The 17,985-nt window shown below is 66.7% G+C and carries 14 protein-coding genes; 2 read left to right on the top strand and 12 right to left on the bottom strand.

Annotated elements, in window-relative coordinates:
* Window positions 1-30: 30 nt before the first annotated feature.
* The 12 genes from ACP156_RS20715 to ACP156_RS20660 form a co-directional block, all read right to left on the bottom strand.
* Window positions 31-1,944: a bifunctional 5-dehydro-2-deoxygluconokinase/5-dehydro-2-deoxyphosphogluconate aldolase gene (locus tag ACP156_RS20715; RefSeq protein WP_425053292.1), complete on the bottom strand. Its 1,914-nt coding sequence runs from the start codon at window positions 1,942-1,944 to the stop codon at window positions 31-33.
* Window positions 1,945-1,947: 3 nt separating this feature from the next.
* Window positions 1,948-2,880: a TIM barrel protein gene (locus ACP156_RS20710; protein WP_425053291.1), complete on the bottom strand. Its 933-nt coding sequence runs from the start codon at window positions 2,878-2,880 to the stop codon at window positions 1,948-1,950.
* Window positions 2,877-3,167, bottom strand: coding sequence for a putative quinol monooxygenase (locus tag ACP156_RS20705; protein ID WP_425053290.1), 291 nt, complete (start codon window positions 3,165-3,167; stop codon window positions 2,877-2,879). The genes ACP156_RS20710 and ACP156_RS20705 overlap by 4 nt, the downstream gene beginning before the upstream one ends.
* The gene (locus ACP156_RS20700; protein WP_425053289.1) at window positions 3,160-4,203 is read right to left on the bottom strand and encodes a Gfo/Idh/MocA family protein; all 1,044 of its coding nucleotides are present in this window, start codon (window positions 4,201-4,203) and stop codon (window positions 3,160-3,162) included. The genes ACP156_RS20705 and ACP156_RS20700 overlap by 8 nt, the downstream gene beginning before the upstream one ends.
* Window positions 4,204-4,217: 14 nt before the next feature.
* Complete coding sequence (locus ACP156_RS20695) at window positions 4,218-5,159, bottom strand: sugar phosphate isomerase/epimerase family protein (RefSeq protein WP_425053288.1); 942 nt, start codon at window positions 5,157-5,159, stop codon at window positions 4,218-4,220.
* 26 nt (window positions 5,160-5,185) lie between these two features.
* Window positions 5,186-6,358, bottom strand: a complete 1,173-nt coding sequence (locus ACP156_RS20690) for a Gfo/Idh/MocA family protein (RefSeq protein WP_425053287.1) — start codon at window positions 6,356-6,358, stop codon at window positions 5,186-5,188.
* A 29-nt stretch (window positions 6,359-6,387) separates the two neighbouring features.
* Window positions 6,388-7,413, bottom strand: a complete 1,026-nt coding sequence (locus ACP156_RS20685) for a Gfo/Idh/MocA family oxidoreductase (RefSeq protein WP_425053286.1) — start codon at window positions 7,411-7,413, stop codon at window positions 6,388-6,390.
* A gap of 10 nt (window positions 7,414-7,423) precedes the next feature.
* Window positions 7,424-8,323 (bottom strand): sugar phosphate isomerase/epimerase family protein, encoded by a 900-nt coding sequence (locus tag ACP156_RS20680; RefSeq protein ID WP_425053285.1) that lies wholly within the window; start codon window positions 8,321-8,323, stop codon window positions 7,424-7,426.
* A 65-nt stretch (window positions 8,324-8,388) separates the two neighbouring features.
* A complete protein-coding gene (locus ACP156_RS20675) occupies window positions 8,389-9,219 on the bottom strand; it encodes an ATP-binding cassette domain-containing protein (RefSeq protein ID WP_425053284.1) in 831 nt (276 codons plus the stop codon).
* A gap of 4 nt (window positions 9,220-9,223) precedes the next feature.
* Window positions 9,224-10,219, bottom strand: a complete 996-nt coding sequence (locus tag ACP156_RS20670; RefSeq protein WP_425053283.1) for an ABC transporter permease — start codon at window positions 10,217-10,219, stop codon at window positions 9,224-9,226.
* A gap of 10 nt (window positions 10,220-10,229) precedes the next feature.
* Window positions 10,230-11,249 carry an ABC transporter permease gene (locus ACP156_RS20665; protein WP_425053282.1) on the bottom strand — a complete coding sequence of 340 codons (1,020 nt, stop codon included), beginning with the start codon at window positions 11,247-11,249 and terminating at the stop codon, window positions 10,230-10,232.
* 139 nt (window positions 11,250-11,388) lie between these two features.
* Complete coding sequence (locus tag ACP156_RS20660) at window positions 11,389-12,363, bottom strand: substrate-binding domain-containing protein (protein ID WP_425053281.1); 975 nt, start codon at window positions 12,361-12,363, stop codon at window positions 11,389-11,391.
* A 144-nt stretch (window positions 12,364-12,507) separates the two neighbouring features.
* On the opposite strand from ACP156_RS20660, the gene ACP156_RS20655 reads away from it, so the two are divergent.
* On the top strand, window positions 12,508-13,563 hold the full coding sequence (locus ACP156_RS20655; protein ID WP_425053280.1) for a LacI family DNA-binding transcriptional regulator: 1,056 nt from the start codon (window positions 12,508-12,510) through the stop codon (window positions 13,561-13,563).
* Between the two features lie 709 nt (window positions 13,564-14,272).
* Window positions 14,273-17,985: Ig-like domain-containing protein (locus ACP156_RS20650; protein ID WP_425053279.1), on the top strand; the 3,713-nt coding region annotated here is incomplete at its 3' end.

The following is a 17,985-nucleotide window of genomic DNA, read 5'->3' as shown; positions in this document are numbered from 1 at the left end:
GGGGCAGAGCCCCCTGACTCCGGTCCGGCCTCACGCCGCGTTCAGACGGGCCTCCGCCCGCGCCGCGTCCCAGATCCCGCAAAGTTTCGCATAGCGGTCCGCCATCTGCGCCACCGCGTCCGCGTCCGACATCTCGCCCTTCATCCACGCCCGCGCGGCATCGCCGAAGATCGTGCGGCCTACGGCGAAGCCCTTCACCAGCGGCTGCCGCGCGGCCAGCGCGAAGCTCTCGGCCAGTTCCGCCTCGGGCGCGTCGAGGCCCAGCACCACGATGCCGCGGGTCCGCGGGTCGTTGCGCTCGATCGCCGCCACCGCATTCGCCCACGCGGCCTCGGTCCGGAACGGCTCCAGCTTCCACCAGTCGGGATAGACGCCCGCGTCGTAGAACTGCTGGATCAGCGTCGCCGTCGTGCTGTCATCGACCGGGCCGACCTTCGAGGGGATCACCTCCAGCAGGAATTCCAGCCCGTTGCGGCGGGCGGCGGTGAACAGCCGCAGCACGCGGCGTTCCTGCAGCGCGCGGGTCTCGTCGTCGTCGTCGGGATGGCAGAACACCAGAAGCTTCACAACGTTCTCGCGCGCCCATTCCCGCAGGCGTCCCAGATCCGGGCCAAGCTCGGGCTCGAAGTCGATCGGTCGCGAACCCGGCAGCTCCGTGGGCCGACCGATCCACAGCCCCGAACCCGAGGCGCGATGCAGGGCGCTGCGGCCGATGCGGTTGTCGCACAGGATGCCATAGCCGCCCTGACCATCTTGAACCTTTAACGCAGCTTCAAGGCACAACTCCTTGAACGCGCCGCCTTTTGCCAAGGTATAGCCTGCCATCTCCTCAAGCTGCAGCCGGTGGTCGAATGCGAAGGTCTTCACACTGGACCAGTCGCCGTGGCGGTTGGTCGCCCAGTGTACCTGTTCCAGTTCCGCGTCGTTGCGCAGGTCCGGCCGTGTGATGCCGCGCTGGAAGAAGAACTGCAGTTCCTCCCAGCTTGGATAGGCCGGGGTACAGCCATGGCGCGACACCGCGAAGGCGCCGCAGGCATTGGCGTATTTCAGCGTCACCGGCCAGCTTTCACCGTCCAGCCAGCCCTTCAACAGCCCCGACATGAACCCGTCGCCCGCGCCCAGCACGTTGAACACCTCGATCGGGAAGCCCGGCCCGGTCTGGCCGTCGTCAAGGCTTGCCGGGATATCGCCCTCGAACGCGGTGGCCCCCATCGGCCCGCGCTTGCACACCAGCGTCGCGTCCGAGACCTTCCGGACATTGCGCAGAGCCTCCAGCGTATCGGTCGAGCCTCCGGCGATGTGGAATTCTTCCTCGGTGCCGACGATCAGGTCGAACAGGTGCAGCGTCTCTTGCAGGCTGGCCGTGACCTCGGCGCTTTCGGCAAAGCGGCTTTCGCCCTCGCCATGGCCCAGAACGCCCCACAGGTTCGGGCGATAGTCGATGTCCAGCGCCGTCCGCGCCCCGTGCTTGCGCGCCAGTTCCAGCGCCTTCAGCACCGCCGCGCGGGGCGTCGGGTGGCTGAGATGGGTGCCTGTCGCCACCACCGCGCGGGCCTGCGCCACGAAACCCTCGTCGACGTCATCGGCGCACAGCGCCATGTCGGCGCAGTTCTCGCGGTAGAAGATCAGCGGGAACTGTTCCTGGTCGCGGATGCCAAGGATCACCAGCGCCGACAGCCGGTCGGGATCGGTCTTCAGCCCGTCCACGTTGACGCCGTGGCGCACCAGTTCCTCGCGGATGAAGCGGCCCATATGCTCGTCGCCCACGCGGCTGATCAGCGCGGACTTCAGGCCCAGCCGGGCGGTTCCACAGGCCATGTTGGTCGGAGAGCCGCCGATGTACTTGTCGAACGAGCCCATGTCTTCCAGCCGCCCGCCGATCTGCGCGCCGTACAGGTCGACGCCCGCGCGGCCGATGGTGATGACGTCCAAGGTCTTGGTCATGGCTTAGAATCCCGTGTCCGAAAGGAACCGGCGCGAGGCCGCGAGGTCGTCCAGCACGGACGCCTGATTACGCGGATCGCGCTCTTGCTCGATGGTGATGTAGCCGCCATAGCCGCGGTCCCGCAGCAGGCGGTGGATGGCGGCATAGTCGATGTTTCCCTTGCCGATCGGGCACATGACGCCCTCGGCGCAGGCCTCGAAGAAGCGGATGCGCTGGCCCATGACCCGGTCGAAGACCGCTGGGTCGATGTCCTTGAAGTGGATGTAGTCCAGCCGGTCCCAATAGCGGTCCAGCGTCGCCACCGGGTCCATCCCGGCATAGGCGAGGTGCCCGGTGTCCAGACACAGCCCCGCCGTTTCCGGCCCGATGTCCGCGGCCATGCGGTCCAGTTCATCCTCGAATTCGATATAGCCGCCCGCATGGGGGTGGATCACCGCGCGGACGCCGTATTCGTCGCGCGCGGCTTCCGAGATCGCGCGGATGTTGTCCATCATCGCGGCCCATTGCGCATCGTCGAGGCGCGGCGCGCGGTCGGAATGGCCGGCGGCGTAGTCGCGCGCGTCGTGGCCCCAGTCCATCACGGTCAGGTAGGGCGCGGCAAAGCGCTGGCCGTCGTGCGAGGGCGGTGCGGGCAGGGCGGTGATCAGCGCGCAGATCTCGCGGGTGTGCAGCAGCAGCGTGTCGCGGTTCGCGGGGTCGGCCAGATCGTCGAAGATCGTCCCCGCCACGATGCTCAGACCGCGCTGCGCCAGAGCGTCCGACACGCGGGGCACGTCCAGCGGCATGTAGCCATAGGGCCCCAGTTCCAGCCCGCCGAACCCGGCGGCGGCGGCTTCGTCCAGCACCTTCTCCCACGCGGGCAGGTGCGGGTTCGACACGTCGTCGACGCCCCAGCAGCAGGGCGCGCAGGTGACGGTGACGGGAAGATCGCTCATTCCGGCACATCCGCGTTGATGGTTTCAAAGGTCAGCGCGCGGTTGAACTGTTCGTGGAACGCGATGAAGCGCTTGGTGTGCTCCTGTTCCATGTGGAAATCATGCGCGGCCCGGTCCACCCAGCTTTCGACGAAGACCAGCCGGTCGGGATCGTCGGTGCAGGTGTAGAAGTCATAGGCGATGCAGCCGGGCTCTGCCCGCGTCGCGGCCTGCGCCTCGGGCGCGGCGGCCAGCACCTTGTCGCGGGTGCCGGGCTTGAGGTCGATGGTGATGATGAACTTATACATCCGAGATCTCCCGGTCGACGCCGACGACCTGTCCGGTTTCGGCACTGGTGCGGGCCGCATCCAGAACGGCAAGGGCGGCGATCCCCTCGGCGGCGGTGACAGGTGGGGTGCCGCCGGTTCGGACGGCGTCGGCAAAAGCTTCGTAGTAGCGAAAGTAAGCGCCCTGCGCGCTTGGCACCCGGGTCGCGCCGGCCGCGGTGTGCAGGGTGGCCCAGTGGCTTTCCGGCTCGAACCCCCAGCCGTCGCGATCCTCGGCCGGGCGATTGCCTGCGAAGATCGCCTGTGCCTGAACGTCGGTGCTTTGCGCCACGTGGCTGCCGTCCGAGCCATAGGCGCGCAACTCGCGCATGTGCAGGCGGTTCAGCTTGGAGGCGCTGATATGGCTGTGCGCGCCGCTGTCGTGGCGAAGCGTCAGCGTGAACCCGGCGTCGGTCGCGCCTTCGGGCAGGTCCACCATGTCCAGTTGCGCGTCGACCGAGCGGACCGGCCCCAGAAGGTAGATCGCCTGATCGACAAGATGGGTGCCCAGATCCCGCAGCAGCCCGCCGGTCGGCCCGGCCTCCAGCGTGGCGGGATCGTCGAAATCCATCCGCGAGTGCAGCCGCCAGACCTTGCCCAGACGCCCCGCATCGAGAACCGACTTCAGCGTCTGAATGTCCGAGTCCAGCCGCCGGTTGTGGTAGACCCCCAGCGTCACGCCCCGGTCGCGCGCCGCGAGAGCAAGGTCGCGCGCCGCCGCGGCGCTGGGGGCGAAGGGTTTGTCGGCGATCACATGCACGCCCGCGGCGATGGCCTCCAGAACCAGCGCGCGGCGGGTCTGGGGCGGGGTGGTGATCGTGACGGCGTCGACGCCCGCGGCCAGCATGTCGGTCAGGCTTGCGAAGACCGGGACGCCCGGCAGGTCGGATCGCACCGCCGCGACGGTGGCCGGCGCACGCGCGACCACGCCCGCCAGTTCCACGCCCCGCGCGGCAAGGATGAACGGCACGTGAAAGTGCCGCCCGCCCGTTCCGTATCCAACCACGCCGATGCGCATGTTCCCGGTCTTCCTCAGCGGATGATGGTGGCCTGAAGCGCGTCGATGGAGGACTGGATGCCGGCCTCGGTGGACATGGTGAAATCCTCCATCTCCAGCGACACCCAGTCGTCGTAGCCCATCATGCCCACGACCGAGAAGAACTCCTTCCACCATTGCAGGTCGTGGCCCGCGCCGACGGCGACGTAGTTCCAGCTGCGGTTGGCGACGTCGGTCACGTCTTTCAGTTCCAGCAGGCCGTTCACGTCGGCCAGCCCGCGCTCGATGCGGGTGTCCTTGCCGTGCACGTGGTGGATCGCCGGACCAAGCGCGCGGGCGACGGCGATGGGGCAGGCGCCCTTCCAGAACAGGTGCGACGGATCAAGGTTCATGCCGACCATCGGACCGACCTCGTCGCGCAGCCGGAACAGCGTTTCCGGGTTCCAGACCAACATCGCCGAGAAGTTCTCCAGCGCGATCTTCTCGACGCCCACCTTGGTCGCGTGCTCGACCAGCCCGTGCCAGAACGGGAATGCGCGGTCTTCCCACTGGTAGCGGTCGCGCTCGGGCATCTCGTCGGGCCAGCTTTTGGTGTAGACCAGCCAGTTCGGGACCATGTCGCCGGGCGCCGCCTCGGGCAGGCCGGACATGGTGACGATCTTCTTCACGCCGATCTCGCCGGCAAGGGTGAAGGTGTCCTCCATCTCCTTGCGGTGGCGTTCGCCCATCGCGCCGGGGTCCAGCGGGTTGGCCGAGCAGTTGAGCGCGGCGATCTGCAACCCGCGCGCCTCGATCTCGGCCATCTTCTGCTTCAGCAGCCCCTTTTCGGCCAGCAGGTCCTCGGCCCGGAAATGCGGCGCGGGGGACCAGCCGCCGCCCGTCATCTCGATGCCCTCGACGCCAAGGTCGACGCATTTGTCCAGCATCTCGGTGAAGGACAGGTTGCCCATCACATCGGTGCAGATCGAAAGTTTCATGTCTCCAGCTCCTTCAACAGAGACGGTTATTCAAAGTCGACCCATGCGGCGCCCTGATCGGCGGACCGCACGCAGTTCTCCAGCCAGCGGACGCCTTCAAGGCCGGCGTCGATGCCCGGATAGTGATGGTTCGCCAGGAAGGCGTCGTCGCCGCGCATCCGGGCGTCGATGGCCTGAGCGATCCAGAGGTAGATGTTCGACCAGCTGTCCCCGAGACCCTCGGTGTGCAGCGCGCCCATCCGGTCGCAGGCAAGGCTCTCGTCTTCGAGATAGGGCATCCCGTGGTGCAGGATCCGCTCGGGTTCGCCCTGTACCTGGTACAGCAGTTGGTCCGGGTGGCTGTCGGACCAGACAAGCGACGCCTTGGACCCCACGAAGCGATAACGCTGCGAGCCCATGTTGCCCGCGTCCACCGACGACACCCAAAGCCGCCCGCGCGCGCCGTTGGAATAGTGCATCAGGACGGTCGCGTGATCCTCAAGCGGGGCGCGCGACGGGATGAAGGCGGTGCGGTCGCACAGCAGTTTCTCGACCCGGACGTCGCCCAGAACGATCTCGGACAGATAGTAAAGATGCGTTCCGATATCGCCCAGCACGAAGGTCGGACCGGCGGTCTCGGGGTTGGTGCGCCACTTCACCGCTTCGCCCGCGTTGGTGTCGTCGCCCGCGTTGAATCCGTGAGTGTAGGCCAGATCGACGATGCGGATCTCGCCCAGCATCCCCTTGGCCACCATCGCCGCCATCTGGCGCACCAGCGGATGGCCGGTGTAGCCGTAGGTCACGCCGACGATCAGGCCCTTCTCCTTGGCCAGCGCCTTGACCTCTTCGCACTCGGCGACGGTGAAAAAGAGCGGCTTTTCACAGATCACGTGAATGCCCGCGTTCAACAGCGCCTTGGTGATCTCGAAATGGGTGAAGTTCGGCGTCGCCACCGACACCACGTCCACCCCGTCCTCGCGCGCGGTCTCGCCCGCGATCAGGTCCTGGTAGGTGGCGTAACAGCGGTCGCCCTCGACCCCCAGCGCGGTGCCGAAATCGCGGCCGCGCTCGGCGTCGAGGTCGAAGGCCCCCGCGACAAGCTGATAGGTGCCGTCGCGCAGCGCACCGGTGCGGTGCTTGTAGCCGACCTGTCCGGTGCGGCCGCCGCCGACCATGCCCCAGCGCAGGGGGCGTTGAATTGTACGCTCGCCGTTGATCATGCCGGTATCCCGTGGTTCAGGGTTTCAAGTCAGGCCGCGGCGCTGGCCGCCGCCGCGCCGTAAAGGTCGGGTTTGTCGATCATCGAGATCGCTTCGAAGCCGCCCGAGGCCACCGCCCGCAGCGCGGCGTCGCCGGTCAGCGTGGCGGCATAGCCGTCCCAGGTGGAAGGACCGGTCGCGGTGCCGTTTCCGGCGGCGACGATCCATTCGCGGAACTCCTGGTCGTAGGCTTCGATGAACCGCTCGCGCCAGTCCTCGGGGATCGCCTGCCGGATGCCGTGCGCGTCGGTGATCACGGTCGCGGGCCGGTTGGGCAGGGCGGCGATGCCCATTTCGCAAGAGACCTCGCCCCGGATGTCGTAGCCGTAGGCGATGTTCACGGAAATCTCGACGTCGACGATCACGCCGCTGGTCATGTGCAGCAGCACGATGGTCGGGTCGCGCAGTTCGCCGCCACGGGTCGAGCGGCGCGGAAGCCGCACCTCGACGCCCCGGATCTCGTCCGACAGCAGCCAGCGCGAGATATCCGCGTCATGAACCAGCGTGTCGTTCAGCGGCATGTCCGAGGTATAAAGCCCCTCGGGCACGCTGGCGTTGCGGTGGACCGACTTGTACATCAGCGGCGCACCCAGCATGCCCCGGTCGATCACCGCCTTCAGCCGCCGGTAGTCGGCATCGAAGCGGCGCATGAAGCCCACCTGCACCAGCCGCCGGCCATAGGCGACCTCGGCCTCGATCACCCGCAGCGCGGCGGCTTCCGAGGTCACCAGCGGCTTCTCGCAGAACACCGGCTTGCCTGCCGCGATACAGTCCAGAAGCTGTTCCTCGTGCGCCGGGCCCCACGAGCAGATCACCACCGCATCGACATTGTCCGAGCGGATCAGGTTCTGCGGCGTGTCGAACACCTCGGCCCCTTCCGGCGCGGCAGAGCCCGCGCGGTCGCGGTCGATGTCGGTCACCGCGGTGACGGTGGCCCCGGCCAGCACCCGGGTAAGGCGACGGATGTGATCCTGTCCGATCATACCCGTGCCGATGACGCCTACGTTCAGTGCCATTGCCCGGACCTCACTTGAAATACTTGTCGACGTAGCGCTGCATCTCTGCGCGCATGAAGGTGCCGCTTTCGTCGGCCTTCTCTTCCCATGCGAAGACGCAGGCGGTCATGATGCCGTCGAAGCCGACCTCCGCGAGGGTCTTGTAGAAGTCGTCCCACGGCACCTCTCCCTGACCGATGTTCAGGTGCTGGTGTACGCGCGCGGTCGAGCCGGGCGGGTTGATGATGTACCGCAGACCCGAGCTGGCCTTGTGGTTGAACGTGTCTGCGATGTGGACATGCGCCAGCACGTCGGCGCATTCGCGCAGCATCGCGACCACGTCGTCGCCGAAGTAGAAGGTGTGCGGACAGCAATACAGGAACTTGACCCGCGGGCTGTTCACGGTGCGGATCAGGTCGACCGAGGGTTGCAGCGTCTCGACCCAATCCTCGGGGTGCGGCTCGATATGCAGGTTGATGCCTTCGCGCTCGAAGATCGGCACCAGTTCCTCCATCGACCGCCACCACGCGTCCTCGCAGGCCTCGATCATGCTGCCGGTGTGGCAGCAATAGCAGGTGCCCTTGTCGGGATGCGGACCGCGCCCGAATTCCGAGTTCATCGTGTCCACTTCCATCTCGACCGCGATCTCGATGGCGCGTTTCCAGTGGCGCACGGCGGCCTGACGCTCGTCCTCGTCGTTCGAGGCCCAGCGGTACATCGGCAGCAGCGTGGCGATGCCGACATCGGCGTCCTTCAGCGCTTTCTTGAAGCTTTTGACCCGGTCGGGGAACACGCGGGGCGCCTTGAACCACTCAAGGAAGTCGCCGCGCGGGCTAAGCTCGATCCAGTCGTAGCCAAGGTCCTTGACCTTCGACGGAAGCTCTTCGAGCGACAGGTGGCGATGCATAAACGGGTCGAGGGCGATCTTCATGTCCGAGCCTCCGGGATGTTGCGTTGGGTGCGCGCGCCGCCGGCGCGGCGCGCGGGGGAGGATGTCTACTGAGCGGGAGTCACGTGCGGCGGGTGGCCGTCGTGGGTTTCCATGTAGCCCTCGATGGATGCCTCGAGGTCCGCCATGGTCTCGCCGCCGGCCATCAGGTCGGTGATCTCTTCGCGGGTCTTCTCGCCCTTGCGGAAATCGGCGGCGATGGCGCCGCGGATCAGCACCGCGAAGTGGTCGCCCACGGTCATCGCGTGCATCACCTGGTGGGTGATGAAGATCACCGCCAGACCGCGCTTCTTGGCCTCGTTCACGATCCGCAGGACGTGCGCGGCCTGTTTGACGCCAAGTGCGGCGGTGGGTTCGTCAAGGATCAGCACGCGGGCGCCGAAATAGACGGCGCGGGCGATGGCAAGCGACTGGCGCTCGCCGCCGGACAGGCCGCCGACCAGCCGGTCGCCGTCGTCGATCCGGGTGATGCCCATCTTCTGGACCTCTTCCACCGCGATCCGGTTCGCCGTCTTGCGGTCGAACACCCGCAGCGGGCCGATGCCCTTGGTGGGTTCGACGCCCATGAAGAAGTTCCGCCCGACCGACAGCAGCGGGTAGGTGCCGCCGAACTGGTGCACCGTGGCGATGCCACGATCCTGCGCGTCGCGCGGGCCGGCGAAGCTGACCGGCTGGCCATCGACCAGGATCTCGCCGCGGGTGGGGGCGTGAACGCCCGCCAGCGTCTTGATCAGCGTCGATTTGCCCGCACCGTTGTCGCCCAGCAGGCAGAGGACTTCGCCCTCGCGCACCTTCAGCGAGATTTCGTGCAGCACGTCGATCGGCCCGAAGCTTTTGTCGACGTTCTTCAGTTCCAGAACCACTTTTGCGTCAGACATTGGGTCAGCCTTTCTTCTTCTTGACGGCGCTCATCGCCCGTTTGCGGAAGGTCTCGTTCATCCCGACGGCGACAAGGAGCATCACGCCGATGATGAGGTTCGACCAGTTGCGGTCGATGTCGGTGAAATCGATGCCCTTGTTCACGATCGCGAAGGTGATCGTCCCGATGAACACGCCGGTGATCGATCCGAAGCCGCCGGTCAGCAGCACGCCTCCGACCACGACGCTTACGATGATGTTGAAGATGTCGTTCATGCCGCCCGACACCTGCGCCGAGTTGAACAGGATGGCGTGGCACATGCCGACGAACGAGGCGGCGGTGGCGGTGCCGACGAACAGCAGGATGGTGATGCGGTCGACCGGGATACCGGCGTTGCGGGCGCTGACCTTGTCGCCGCCGATGGCGAAGATCCAGTTGCCGTACTTGGTCTGATGCATGATGAACCAGAACACCGCGGCGATCACGACCCACCAGATGATGACGGTCTGGTGGCTGCCGCCGAAGATCAGGTCGCCGAAGATCGTCTTGGACCAAGCCGGGGCGGTAAGCGGCACCGAGGCGGCGCCGGTCAGCAGCTTCGACCCGGCCAGCACGATGCCCTGCATCGCGACCAGCGTGCCCAGCGTGATGATCAGCGACGGCACGGTGGTCCGCACGGCGAGGAAGCCGTTGAACAGTCCGACCAGCACGCCGATGCCGATGGCGCCGAGGATGCCGAAGATGATGGGCATTTCGTAGTAGCCCGAGATGATGGCGGTGGTCATCGCGCCTGCCGGGATCATCGCGCCGATCGAGATGTCGATCTCGCCCGAGATCATCAGCAGGCCGACAGCGACCGCGACGATGCCGATCCGGGCGGCGTAGTTGACCCAGCTTGCCGCGCCCAGCAGCTGGCCGAGGTCGACGCCGCCGATGAGGACATAGAAGACCAGCACGCCGATCAGGCTGACGATGGAGGCCGCTGCGGGACTGCGAAGAAGGCCAGAGATCATTTCCATGGGTCCGTCCTCACTTCTTCTTGGTTGCGTAGGTCATGGCGAGCGTCCGGAAGCTGTCGTTCGACAGAACCGCCGCCAGCAGGAGCGCGCCGATGATGATCGAGCCGATGTTGGGATCGAGCGCGGCGAAGAAGATGCCCTGGTTCACGACCGCGAAGGTCATCGTCCCCAGCACCACGCCGATGATCGAGCCTGCGCCTCCGGTCAGAAGCACGCCTCCGATGACGACGCACATGATCGAGTTGAAGATGAACGACTGCCCGCCCGCGACCTGCGCGCTTTGGTAGGTCATCAGCTGCGCCACGCCCACGAAGGCGGCGCAGAAGCCCGAGGCCATGAACAGGCCGATGGTCAGCTTGCGCGTCGGGATGCCGGCGTTGCGGGCGCTGTCGGCGTCGCCGCCAAGGGCGAACACCCAGTTCCCCTTGGGCGAGACGTGCAGGAAGAAGAAGAACACCGCGACGAAGCCCAGCCACCAGAAGATCGCGACGTTGAACATGCCGTTCACGAAGGTGCCCAGCAGCGTCTTGGTCAGCGGGTCCGGCACGTAGCCGACGCTGGTCGAGCCGGTCAGCATCACCGCGAAGCCCAGCGTCAGGCCCATCACCGCGAACATCACGCCGATGGTGACGATCAGCGACGGGATCGAGGTGCGCGTGACCAGCAGGCCGTTGAAGAAGCCCACGACCAGTCCGACGCCAAGACCGCCGAGGATGCCGACATAGGCGGGCAGGTCATAGTGCCCGGACAGAAGCGCTGCGGTCATCGACGCGGCGGGCACCACCGCGCCGACCGAGATGTCGAATTCGCCGGCGATCATCAGCAGGCCGACGGGCAGGGCGATGATGCCCACCTCGGCCGCGATGTTCAGCCAGCTCGACCAGCCGGGCGCGCCCATGAAGACGGCGCCGCCCAGCACGGCGAAGAAGACGTAGACGACGGCAAACCCGATCAGGGATCCGGTCTCGGGGCGCCGGACGAGGCTTCCCAGCGATAGGCCGGGTCCGCCAGCTTCTGATTGCATCGACATCTGTGCGTTTCCTGTTGCGAATTTCGTCGGTCGCCCGGCCCGCATACGAGCCGGGCGTCCCGAAGCGGGGCCGCCCGCGGTGTTCGGGTGGCCGCCGTCCGTGGTCACCCCGGCGCCAGAGGCCCGGGGTGGGGGAGGATCAGCGCGCGCCGGCCTCGACGCCCGCGATGACCTGCTCGACGTTGGACGCGTCGATCACGCCCGGACCCGTCAGGATCTCGCGGGTCGGGATGGTCACGCCGTAGTTGACGAAGTTGTTCAGGATCGACACGGCGAAGAAGCCCTGCTGATACCCTTGCTGGTCAATGGCGCAGGCCTGCGTACCGGCCTGGATGTTGGCGAGGATCGAGTCGTTGAAGTTCATGCCGCAGACGTGGACCGAACCGCCCTTGCCAGCCTGCTGGATGCCGCTGACGGTGGCGTTGGTGTCGCCGTCGCCGATGGCGAACATCGCGTCGATCTCGGGGTTCTGCAGCAGGTGCGCGCGCACGGCCTGTGCCACGGCGGTCGCATCGCCGAAAGCGGTGGCGGGCAGCTGCAGTACGGAACCAGAGCCGCCGGCGGCTTCCAGCCCGTCGTTGAAACCGGCGCAGAAGGCTTCGATGTTCGCCGCGCCCGGCAGCGTGTTCACGCAGGCGCCGTTCTTGTGACCGGCGTTGCCAAGGTACTCGCCACCGGCATAGCCCGACTTGTAGTCGACGGCGCCGACATAGTTCATCGCGCCCAGGCGGTCCGCGGCCTCAAGGCCGCCGGCGTTGTAGATCACCAGCGGGATGCCCGCATCGACCACGGCCTCGAAGGCGGGGTCCATGGCTTCCGGCACCCAGTTCGGGCCCACGATGGCGTCAGCGCCCTGGTCGATTGCCTGACGGATCAGTTCCGCGGCGTCGGGGCCGAGGTTGTCGTAGTTCTGCGGCCCAAGCCAGGTGACCGAGCCACCCTGGGCTTCGGCGACGGCGCCAGCGTCTTCGGCGCCTTTCTTGACGCGCGACCAGAACGGATCGTCCGGCTTGCCGCCGATAACGAAGATGTCCGCTGCGAAGGCGGTGGACGCGGTGAGTGCGATTGCGGCGGATGCCAGCAGGCCACGCGCGAGGCGCGAGTTCATGTTCATAAGGATATCCTCCCGTTTCGGTGCCCGGTCCGACCCTCCTCCGGGCGCCGGGTGAGCTGAGGGATAGCGAGTGTCCGCCAACGATGAAACTGTTCTTGCTATCTTTTGATACAAAAGTATCATTACGTATCATGTCAAAATGAGATGGCGCGGAGTGTCATGGGTAAAAAAAGGATCACAATCGCGGACTTGGCGCGTGAATCGGGGGTCAGCATCTCGACCGTGAACCGTATCCTTGCGGGGGCGGACAACGTGCGCGCCGCCACGATCGAGCAGGTTCAGGAGACCGCGCATAGAATCGGCTTCTACGGCGCAGGCGTTCTGACGGCCCGCCGCGAGGGGGCTTTGCCGCACTACCGCTTCGGGTTCCTGCTGCAGCAATCGACCCGCGAACTGTACCGCTACTTCGGCGACAAGATCCGCGAGGCCGCCGCGACGCGCCGTGACGAGCGGGTCGACTGCCTTGTCGATTTCGTCGACCGGCTGGAGCCCGCGAACATCGCCGGCCGCCTGCGGGCGCTTGGCAAGGAATGCGACGCGGTGGCCCTGATCGCCGCGGACCACCCGCTGATCGGGCAGGCGATCCGCGAGTTGCACGACGAGGGCACCAGCGTCGTGACCTATATCACCGACCAGTCCGCGCCCGAGCGGGCGGCCTTCGTCGGAACCGACAACTGGAAACTGGGACGTACCGCCGCCTTCTTCATCTCGCAGATGGCGCGCGACGACGGGCGCATCGCGGTCTTCATTGGCAACCACCGCTACCAGTGTCAGGACGTCGCCGACGCCGCCTTCCGCTCGTACATCCGCGAGCACGCGCCGGGGCTGATCGTCGGCGAAAGCGAACCGACCCATGAGGACAGCGCGCAGGCCTACACAATGGTGCGCGAACTGATCGCGAAGCATGACGACGTGAAAGGCATCCTGATCGTCGGCGGCGGCATATCGGGCGTGTTGCGGGCGCTGCGCGAGGTGCCGGAAGAGCGTCGGCGGCAAATCCGGGTGATCTGCCGCGACATCGGCCCCGAGACCCGGAAGGGGCTGACCGAGGGGCTTGTGACCGCCGCCCTCTGTCACCCGCTGGAAGAGACCTCGCAGACGCTGATTCAGACGATGATCGACGTCAGTCAGCGCGGGACGACCGGGCCGACGCTGCAGCGCACGGTACCGTTCGAGATCGTCACGCCCGAGAATATCTAAGGGATGACCCAAGGTGGCAGCGTTTGGGGCGCGGAGAGATTCTCCGGCTGCCCGCTGCCCGCTGCCCGCGCCGCCCGGCGCGAAAATGGCGCATTGACGTGGTTTGGAAGGGCTCGCCCAATAATTAAGCGCCTATTGGTTTCGGTCTCCGACCAATCCTGCTGGTATCGGCATATTGTTGCCTCGCTAGTCGGAAGAATGACCGCTGATTTAGGGTGTCAGATACTACTTTAAGGGGAAATTTATCCTGAGGTGACCCTGTGGAAAATCACATGTTAAGGGTTTTCCGAGTCCACCTTGCTGGAATGCGGCGGTTTTTCGGGCCCTGTGATTTAGCGTCGGTGCGTCCATTCCGACTTCAGGTCCGATAATTCAAGCGTAGGTAGAAAAGTAGCCCTTCGCTGGTCAATCACGTTGCTTTGAACTGGTCTTGATTGCCCCGAATTTCTTGAGGAAAATGCTCGGCGAGAAGTGAAGTACTTCCTGGGGCGGCCGGTTTTTGATCGGCTTTATTGTGGGTGTGGGTTCGTTTTGTACAAATCTATTCGGCGATCGTCGAGTGCGGCGCTGCGCGTGATGTGCGGTGTCATTCGGCGTTTGACCTGCATTCCGGCGGCGCAGGCTGCGGATGCAATCATTTTCCCGCGCACCGGGCGCGCTGAACGGCAATTGTCCTTGTTTCGGATAGCTTGAGATCTTGGGGTAGCAGATGACTGAATTGGTATATTCCGCGCCCGGCGTGGCAGAGTTCAATGGCGCCGCCTCCGGCGTTCAGGAGCTTGGGCACACCGCGGCCTATGAGATCTCGGAAGGCACGATCGCCTTCTCCTTCATTGCGGACGACACGAACGGCGCGCAGGGCCTGTTCACAAAGGACGCTTCTGGCTACGCGGGCGGCGGCAACCACTTCGCGCTTTACCTCGAAGGCAACACCCTTCGGGCCCGCTTTCAGGACGGCGCGACAGAAGTCTTCATTGATTACCCGGGCATCGTCGCGGGCGAAGAATATGAGATCGCGGTGACCTTTGGGGCTGGCGGTTCGGCGCTGTGGGTCGATGGCGTCATGGTGGGCAGCAGCCCGCTGGTGATGGACTGGACCCAGAACGTCGAGGTGATCCAGTGGGGCGGGCGCGGCTGGGGCAGCGCCAGCGGCCAGACCGGGTTCGACGCGCCCTTCGAGGGCGTGATCGCCGATCGGCAGATCTATGATGCGGCACTGTCATCCACCGACATCGCGACGCTGGCGGGATCGTCCAGCGCCACCAACAGCGCGCCGACCCCGACGGGTGACGCCGTGACCACCGACGAGGACACGCCGCTGGTCATCGACGTGGCCGACCTGCTGCTGAACGACACCGACCCGGACGGCGACCCGCTGTCGATCACCGGCGTCGCAACCCAACCCACCAACGGCACCGCCGTCTACGACAATGGCACGGGCACGATCACCTACACCCCGGACGCCGACTTCAACGGCGCCGACAGCTTTACCGTGACCGTCGAGGACGGCGTCGGCGGCGTCGTGACCTCGGTGGTCGACGTCACCGTGGCGCCGGTCAACGACGCGCCGGTCGCCGAGGACGACCTCGAGAACGTGGTCGTCATGGGCGAAGCCGTCGTGATCGACGTGCTGGGCAACGACAGCGACCTCGACGGCCCCGACGCGCTGACCGTGACCATCGTCACCGATGGCGCGCTTGGCACGGTGGTGAACAACGGTGACGGCACCGTCACCTACACCTCGACCGGGACCGCGGGCGACGACAGCTTTACCTACACGATCAGCGACGGCGACCTGACGGCGACCGCGACGGTGGAGGTCAGCGTGCTGACCGAGGCCAATGTCGCGCCCGAGGCGGTGGCCGACGACTATTCCATCGCCGAAGACGGCGTGCTGACCGTGGCGGCGGCGGGCGTGCTGGCGAACGACACCGACGGCAACGGCGATCCGCTGTCGGCGAGCGTCGTCACCGACGTGACCGACGGGACGCTGGTGCTGAACGGCGACGGCTCGTTCACCTACACCCCGGACGCCGACTTCAACGGCACCGACAGCTTCGTCTACCAGGTCAGCGACGGCCTCGGCGGCACCGACACCGCGACGGTGACGATCACCGTCGACCCCGAGGCCGACGACCCGGTCGCGGCGGACGACACGGCGGCGACCAGCCGCGACGTGCCGGTGGTGATCGACGTGCTGGCCAACGACGACGACGCCGACGGCGATCCGGTGACGGTGACCGGCATCGGCGCGGCGCCCAGCAACGGCGCGGCGGTGGTCAACGCGAACGGCACCATCACCTACACGCCCGACGCGGGGTTCTTCGGCACCGACACCTTCACCTACGCGGTCGAGGACGGCACCGGCGGCACCGACACGGCGACGGTCACGGTCACCGTCAGCGGCGTGCCGGACCCGGTCTATTCCGCCGCGGGCGCCACCGAGTTCAACGGCACTGCGGGCGGCGTTCTGGAGATCCCGCACAGCGCCATCTACGAACTGCCCGAGGGCACCATCGCCTTCTCGTTCATCGCGGCGGACACCAACGGCGCGCAGGGCCTGTTCACCAAGGACGCCTCGGGCTACGTCGGCGGCGGCAACCACTTCGCGCTGTTCCTTGACGGCACCACGCTGCGCGCGCGGTTCCAGGACGGGTCGTCCGAGGTCTACATCAACCACGCCGGCATCGTCGCGGGCGAGGAATACGAGATCGCGGTGACCTTCGGGGCCGGCGGTTCGGCGCTGTGGGTCGATGGCGTCATGGTGGGCAGCAGCCCGCTGGTGATGGACTGGACCCAGAACGTCGAGGTGATCCAGTGGGGCGGGCGCGGCTGGGGCAGCGCCAGCGGTCAGACCGGGTTCGACGCGCCCTTCGAGGGCGTGATCGCCGACCGGCAGATCTATGACGCGGCGCTGTCGTCCACCGACATCGCGACGCTGGCGGGATCGTCCAGCGCCACCAACAGCGCGCCGACCCCGACGGGCGACGCCGTGACCACCGACGAGGACACGCCGCTGGTCATCGACGTGGCCGACCTGCTGCTGAACGACACCGACCCGGACGGCGACCCGCTGTCGATCACCGGCGTCGCAACCCAGCCCGCCAACGGCACCGCCGTCTACGACAATGGCACGGGAACCATCACCTACACCCCGGACGCCGACTTCAACGGCGCCGACAGCTTCACCGTGACCGTCGAGGACGGCGTCGGCGGCGTCGTGACCTCGGTGGTCGACGTCACCGTGGCGCCGGTCAACGACGGGCCGGTCGCCGAGGACGACCTCGAGAACGTGGTGGTCATGGGCGAAGCCGTCGTGATCGACGTGCTGGGCAACGACAGCGACCTCGACGGCCCCGACGCGCTGACCGTGACCATCGTCACCGATGGCGCGCTCGGCACGGTGGTGAACAACGGCGACGGCACCGTCACCTACACCTCGACCGGGACCGCGGGCGACGACAGCTTTACCTACACGATCAGCGACGGCGACCTGACGGCGACCGCGACGGTAGAGGTCAGCGTGCTGACCGAGGCCAATGTCGAGCCCGAGGCGGTGGCCGACGACTATTTCATCGCCGAAGACGGCGTGCTGACCGTGGCGGCGGCGGGCGTGCTGGCGAACGACACCGACGGCAACGGGGATCCGCTGTCCGCGAGCGTCGTCACCGACGTGACCGACGGGACGCTGGAGCTGAACGGCGACGGCTCGTTCACCTACACGCCGGACACCGACTTCAACGGCACCGACAGCTTCGTCTACCTGGTCAGCGATGGCCTTGGCGGCACCGACACCGCGACGGTGACGATCACCGTCGACCCCGAGGCCGACGACCCGGTCGCGGCGGACGACACGGCGGCGACCAGCCGCGACGTGCCGGTGGTGATCGACGTGCTGGCCAACGACGACGACGCCGACGGCGATCCGGTGACGGTGACCGGCATCGGCGCGGCGCCCAGCAACGGCGCGGCGGTGGTCAACGCGAACGGCACCATCACCTACACGCCCGACGCGGGGTTCTTCGGCACCGACACCTTCACCTACGCGGTCGAGGACGGCACCGGCGGCACCGACACGGCGACGGTCACGGTCACCGTCAGCGGCGTGCCGGACCCGGTCTATTCCGCCGCGGGCGCCACCGAGTTCAACGGCACTGCGGGCGGCGTTCTGGAGATCCCGCACAGCGCCATCTACGAACTGCCCGAGGGCACCATCGCCTTCTCGTTCATCGCGGCGGACACCAACGGCGCGCAGGGCCTGTTCACCAAGGACGCCTCGGGCTACGTCGGCGGCGGCAACCACTTCGCGCTGTTCCTTGACGGCACCACGCTGCGCGCGCGGTTCCAGGACGGGTCGTCCGAGGTCTACATCAACCACGCCGGCATCGTCGCGGGCGAGGAATACGAGATCGCGGTGACCTT

Origin of the sequence: Psychromarinibacter sp. S121 (genome assembly GCF_049801035.1) — a bacterium.
Taxonomy (GTDB): domain Bacteria; phylum Pseudomonadota; class Alphaproteobacteria; order Rhodobacterales; family Rhodobacteraceae; genus Psychromarinibacter.
The sequence above is the reverse complement of the archived record's forward strand: the minus strand, read 5'-3'. Positions and strand labels throughout refer to the sequence as shown.